A 4,416-nucleotide genomic window follows, 5' to 3' on the forward strand; every position below is an offset into this window, starting at 1 on the left:
AATATACATCTTTCTATATATATATATATATATATATATCGAAAGATGAGGCTGGCTGATTTTGCTATGAATTTTGGTCTCAATCGATTTTCAGCAATATCGCTGTAGCAGGCGTTATACACAGTATTAAATAATATATCTTTTTTATTATTCATGATTATGCACGTATATAGAATTGACTTAATATATCCAAAGGAGTATAATATAATCAGGAAAGAATATCTTTCTGATGAAAGGAGTAAAACATGTTTTTTAGACGCCAAAAAGGTGAATATAGAGAAACGGATCGTGTGACCCGTTTTAAGTTGATCAAGTCGGGTAAGCATTGGTTGCGTGCCTCTACCTCTCAATTTGGTCTCTTTAAGGTCTTACGTGGTGGTGTAGATGCTGCTCAGGTAACAACTGAAGTTATCGAAGAGCAATCAGCAAATACACTGACTGGATTGGATATCCTGAAAGGGATAGCCGCAGCAGGGACGGTACTTGGAGGAGCAGTTGCAACACAAACAACTGTTTATGCCAACGACGCTCTTGAAAAGACAGTAGAGTCAAATCAAACACTTGCGAATACAGACACAGTAACTTTGGGAACCGTAAAAGACCAGGAGGGGGCTCAAGCCGACAGCCTATCAGTTTCTGTCAGCCAAAGCCAATCCTTGTCTGAGGAAGCTTCCAAGAACGCAAGTAAGCATCTTTCAGAAAGTGAAAGCCAATCAGTAAGTACTTCAACAAGTGCCTCTGTATCTGCAAGTACGTCAGCATCAACAAGTGCTGTAGCCTCTGCATCTGCAAGTACATCAGCTTTAACAAGTGCTTCTCAATCACAAGCTGGAGTAACTTCTGAACTTGCAAAACCAGCAACATCAGAGACGGCTTCAAACAAAGAGACTTCTGTACGTAAAGAAGATACAGCTAATACTACAGCTGACGCAGCTCTTTCAAAGGTTATCACTGAAAGCCTCGCATCTCTACAAGCAGTTGAAAATCGTTTGAGCCAAATCACATCAACGACTTCAAGTTTGGTGGATACGACGACAACAGCGGCAGTAGCGACTACTGTATCTGCTGAGAGCAACAAGAAAGCCCAAGAAGACCGCAAACGTCTTTCTAAAATCTCAGCTTCTATGGGAGAATATCTCGCTAAGTCTATCGGTCTTCCAAATACTGAATCAGCAGTTGCTAAGGTGAATGCAGCTGTAACAGCTATCGAAGAAGCACTTAAAAATCCAAATGCCGACCTTACAGCAGTTATCAAGCAAGCCAGAACAGCTGAAGCTTCTATTGCGAATGCGGTTCAACGTGCTACAAATGGAAAACGTAGTGCCTTGAATGGTAGACAGATGGAGCGAGGAGTTAGCTTTAGGGAGGTAGCGCCTGAAAATAGAGATCCAAACTTTTTAACAGCTTCTGTTGGATATGTTGTCAAAGATACTGAGGCAAATGACCATAATTCTAAAGCCAACATCTATAAAGCCGGCACTTATCTTTATGCTACTGAGGGAAGAACAGGGAATGGAAAAACGCCAGGAGCTGCTAATACCGCTACTCGTGTTCTTGTTCAAAACATTGGTGGCCAAGTGCTAATGACAGCAACTCGTACAGGGACAACAACTCAATGGGAGGTTACTTTTAATAATGACGGTCAACCTCACGATAATCCCTACTTTTACTTTACGGTTCCTAAAGGCCATACTATTACTCATATGGAAGTCTGGCAAAAAGATAGACAAGAAACACCTTGGAATCTATTGGGATCTAGTGATGGCAACGGTGCCTTCCTAAAAAATTCTAAGAGTGAATTTCTTTTAGCAGCAATTGGGAATGCTAATAACAATCAAGGTGGCGCTTACTATGACAACGTAGCTGGTGTAGGACCGAGTGGAGTTGGTCGTGGTTCACTTACGAGTCTAAGAGATTTTGCTTTTAATAATGAAGAGGTATTTTATCAGACGGATAAAATTTCAGATACAATAAAAAAAGCTGGAGATTTTGCCTTTAGTAGTATAGAAGATGCTACTGCGAATGTGTATGCACTGCATCCTAAAGGAAGTGCTCGTCTTGAAGGGTATAAAATTAAATATACAACTACAAGTCCAGAAAACACAAATGATTTTTATATGGCTGGTTTCCGTTCTTTGGAAAATTCACGCCATAGAAACTACCTACAAATGAATGGTTCCCCAGAACGGTATTGGTTGCAGTTGAAACCAGGTATACCATCTGCTTTCCTGAAATGGGGTGCTGGAGTAGGTTCATTGGCACCAGATGATATCTCTAAAATTGCGAATGTTTATGATAAGGTGACGGGTCAAAAGACTTCTCTTGCTAGTGGTAATACTACCTATGAAATTGTCGGTGTTACTAAGGATAGTAATGCAATTAAATATGATACAGCAAATAAAAGAAGAGATATCGGGGGAATTGAACTAACTAAAGGCGAGTACAAGTTAAGTGCTCGAAATTCAAACGGTACTTCTTACAATCTTCCATTTAAAATTGTAACACTGTCTGATGTATATGAACCTGTAATTAATCAATCGAAGACTAATGGTCAGGTTTTACAGGGTCAGGTGGTTCCTGCAGCGTCTGTTATTCAAAAATTTGATGATAAATCTTCAACTATCCCAGGTTTTGTAAAACCTGATGATTTAAATGATTATAAAAACTCTGTAAATAACAGAGGTGGGGGACCAGAAGTTATTCCGACTACTACACCGATTACTTCTGGTGTAGCTACTGAAGAAAAGCTACACGTTCAGAGAGTTGAATGGGTTGGTGGTAGCGATAAGATTGGTTCAGGAATAGGGGAGAATATGGCTGTGAAAGCCAGAATGGATGGTAAGGAAGTTTACTTATCTGTTCCTGATAATATGGATATATCAAGATTAGGGACTAACTTATCTGAACAAGATAAACAAGCTATTCTCGCCCATAATGGTTTACAAGGAAAAGCACAAATTACTGGAACCAAGATAGGTCTAAGTAAGCAACTTAGAACGATATATAAAGATAATGTTGGTGGCGATTCAGTCGATGTTTCAGAAGTTTTCTTTGAAAACGTTACGAAGGCTACAGCTACAGCTCCTCGTGTTGATCCTAAGAATGATGGTAGTGTAGTTGTTAGTCCAGTGACCGATAATGATAAGGTAAATATATCTTATACACCGACAAATGCTAACACTCCTACTCACATTACGATTAAGAAATCTGGGACTACATGGGAAAATAGCGATCCTCTTCCAGCTGGGGTGACTTTAGATAAATCGACTGGTAATGTGACTATTTCTGAGGAAGCTGTTAAAGATAAAACGGATGTCACAGCTACATCTTATAACTTTAACTCAGATGGAGCGACAACCACTGCTACTGCAAAGGCGCCGTATCAAGCCAAATCAGACCGCTTTTATGCAGTTGAAGGAGAAAATTCCACTCAACTTAACCCTCGTGACTTTGTTGTAGATGGTAATGGTGGAGCTTTACCTTCAACAACTACTGTTACTTGGAAAAACGGAACTCTAGATTTATCTACACCTGGTCAGAAAAAAGCAATCTTACTCGTTACTAAAGGAAGTGATACTAAGGAAGTTGAGTATAGCTATACTGTCTTAAAAAAGGTTAAAGCGAAAACTGAAAATGGAGTCACAGGTAAGTTCTTTGCATTTAAAGGAACGCAAGGATCAGGCCTTAGTAGAGTCGACGGAGGCTGGGCTAATCCGTATGGTAGAAATATAGAGGGATATACAAATCTCAATGATTTGAAGGCTGAAAGTGATGTTAAATGGTCCTATAAGTATCAATTAAATGGTACAGGTCCGGAGAAAACAACTGCTGTTGGAAAAGAAACGTTTGGTGAAGTATGGTATACAACTAAGGAAGAATCAAGGTGGGCGGATCCTATAAGTCACAAGACGACCTATACTGTGACAGCCGTCTATCCAACAGGTCGCTTTGGAGCTGCATCAACTAACGATCAGGCTCTGACAAGCGAGACAACTTTTGAGTATACGGTAGTTGATCCAGTAGCCAAGCAAGAGTATGTTACAACAGTTGGGAATACAGGACCTTTGACTGAGATTATTAATGATCCAGGCAAGGCGATTAAGAATTCTAGGGATGGTGTGCCGATTCCTAACGGTCCAGGGGAAGCGACTACAACCACCTACAGATGGGTATCTGCACCAGGTGCTAGCACAGTAAGTACTCCAGGTATCAAAAAGGCAGATGTCACAGTTACCCTGCCAAAAGGAGCACAAACTAGAGATAATAGTAGTGACACCGTTCCTGTAACTATCAAAGTTATACCAAACCCACCACAAATCTCAGATGATCAAGTAACAAATACAGGTGGTCTTCCAAATAAAGGAATCACTGTAACGAATGCTCTACCAGGCGCATCAGTAACCTTGACAATCGGTG

The 4,416-nt window shown here is 40.3% G+C and carries 1 protein-coding gene; it reads left to right on the plus strand.

Annotated elements, in window-relative coordinates; all coding sequences use genetic code 11:
• Positions 1-245: 245 nt before the first annotated feature.
• On the plus strand, positions 246-4,416 hold a 4,171-nt coding region (locus tag B7695_RS06075; protein WP_142358870.1), incomplete at its 3' end, for an accessory Sec-dependent serine-rich glycoprotein adhesin.

This window comes from Streptococcus mitis (genome assembly GCF_002096845.1).
GTDB lineage: Bacteria > Bacillota > Bacilli > Lactobacillales > Streptococcaceae > Streptococcus > Streptococcus mitis_A.